This is a genomic window from Streptomyces sp. ATLC9 (genome assembly GCF_057196705.1).
On sequence record NZ_JBXUOY010000476.1, the window covers coordinates 1 to 1,963 of the forward strand.

The window sequence follows — 1,963 nt, forward strand, 5'->3', positions numbered from 1 at the left end:
CCCCGCGGGGTGCGGCCACCCGGATTCGCGCGCCGGCGGGGATCAGCGGCCGCGCAGCCGCTCCGTCTCGCGCCGCTCCCGCTTGGTCGGGCGGCCGGTGCCGCGGTCGCGCCGGGCGGCCGGGGCGGTGTACTCGCGCGGGGGCGGGGGCGGGCTGTTGTCGACGAAGCACTCCGCCGCGACGACGGCGCCGACCCGCTTGCGCACCAGGCGCGTGACGACGACGATCCGGTCGCGTCCCAGGTGGCGCAGCCGCACCTCGTCACCGGGGCGTACCGGATGGGAGGCCTTCACGCGGTCACCGTTGATGCGGACATGGCCTCCGCGGCAGGCGGCGGCGGCCGTCGAACGTGTCTTGGTGAGCCGGACGGACCAGATCCAGCTGTCGATCCGTACGCTCCCCTCCTGTGCAGCCATGCCCCCGACTCTAGAGGAGCGCGCCGTGCGGCGGGGGCGCCGTCTCCTCTCTCCGTCCTTCGCTGCCGCAACGGCGCCTTTGGCGGCCGGTGTGCGGGCGCGGGGGCGCCGCGGAAAACCCGCACAGGGGTCTTGACGGGCGGCGCCGACGGGAGGAAGGTCTGGCAGCGAATATGGGAGCGCTCCCAGCAAGCGGCGGGCCGTGCCGTGAGGAGCGCTCGGTCGGACCGCCCACCTCAGGAGCCGGAAACGTGCAGAGACGCAGAAGAGGCGCTGTCGCAGCAGCGGCCGCCGCGCTGGCGCTGGTCGCCGGGGCCGGTGCGGCCGGGGCCGCCGACCGGACGGCGCAGGGGGCCGAGAAGCGGGTGCGGGGCGGGGAGCGCCTGTATGTGCCGCCCGCCAACCCCGACGCGTACACGCAGATCAGGGAGCTGGTGGGGGAGCGGAAGTACCGGGACGCCGTCGGCGTCGCCCGGATGGTGACCACACCCCAGGCGGTCTGGCTCAACGGCAACGGGGACGACAGCCGCATCCGGCAGGAGGTGGCCCGCACCGTGCGGGACGCCGCGCGCAAGCGCGCCCTGCCGGTGCTCGCGCTCTACAACGTCCCCGGGCGCGACTGCTCGCAGTACTCGGCGGGCGGCGCGGCGAACACCGCCGAGTACAAGGCCTGGATCGACGAGGTCGCCAGGGGCATCGGCGGAAAGAAGGCGCTGATCGTCCTGGAACCCGACTCCCTCGCCCTGCTGCCCTCCGACTGCGGTCAGGACGACGACGAGGGTACCCTGACCGCCGCCCGCTACGCGGAGCTCGACTACGCCGTCGAGACCCTCTCGGCCCGGCCCGGCACCACCGTCTACCTCGACGCCGGCCACAGCGGCTGGCACAGCGTGAGGTCCATCGTGCCCCGGCTGGTCGAGGCCGGGATCGAGCGGACCGCCGGCTTCTACCTCAACGCCTCCAACTACCGGGCCGACGACGAACTGGCCTGGTACGGCAGGCTGGTCTCCGGGTGCGCGGAGTACGTCCGGGGCGGCGGCGACCCGGCCGCCTGCCCCGACCAGTGGTCCGACAGGAACGACGCCCAGGCCTGGCTGGAGGAGAACGTCACCGCCGACCCGTCCGACCAGCCCCACTTCGTCACCGACACCAGCCGCAACGGCAAGGGCCCCTGGACCCCGCCGACGGACCAGTACCCGGACCCGCAGGACTGGTGCAACCCGCCGGACCGCGGCCTGGGCGCGCGGCCGGCCACCCGCACCGGCGACCCGCTGCACGACGCCCGCCTGTGGATCAAGATCCCCGGGGAGTCGGACGGTCTGTGCCTGCGCGGCACCGAAGGGCCCCATGATCCCGCACGCGGAATGGTCGATCCGGCGGCCGGCCAGTGGTTCCCGCAACAGGCGCTGGAACTGGTGCGCAACGCGGAACCGCCGCTCCGCCCCTGAACCGCGACCGCCCGCCCGGAGGCTCACCGCGCCTGGAGCCCCGGTCGGGAACACCCGGCCCGGGGGGGGGGGGGGGGGGGGGGGGGCGGGGCGGGGGC

2 protein-coding genes are annotated in these 1,963 nt (G+C 75.2%); one reads left to right on the forward strand and one right to left on the reverse strand.

The genetic code is table 11. The features are described 5' to 3' along the window. Positions 1-42: 42 nt before the first annotated feature. Positions 43-417, reverse strand: coding sequence for an RNA-binding S4 domain-containing protein (locus tag AC2CJA_RS26410; RefSeq protein WP_484605177.1), 375 nt, complete (start codon positions 415-417; stop codon positions 43-45). A 251-nt stretch (positions 418-668) separates the two neighbouring features. Between AC2CJA_RS26410 and AC2CJA_RS26415 the strand changes: the two genes are divergently transcribed. Then, complete coding sequence (locus AC2CJA_RS26415; RefSeq protein WP_484605178.1) at positions 669-1,865, forward strand: glycoside hydrolase family 6 protein; 1,197 nt, start codon at positions 669-671, stop codon at positions 1,863-1,865. The last annotated feature ends 98 nt before the right edge of the window (positions 1,866-1,963 follow it).

What these genes read in the sequence shown, in the direction of transcription:
- AC2CJA_RS26410 (WP_484605177.1), bottom strand. Translation starts at nt 417, where the DNA reads ATGGCTGCACAGGAGGGGAGCGTACGGATCGACAGCTGGATCTGGTCC.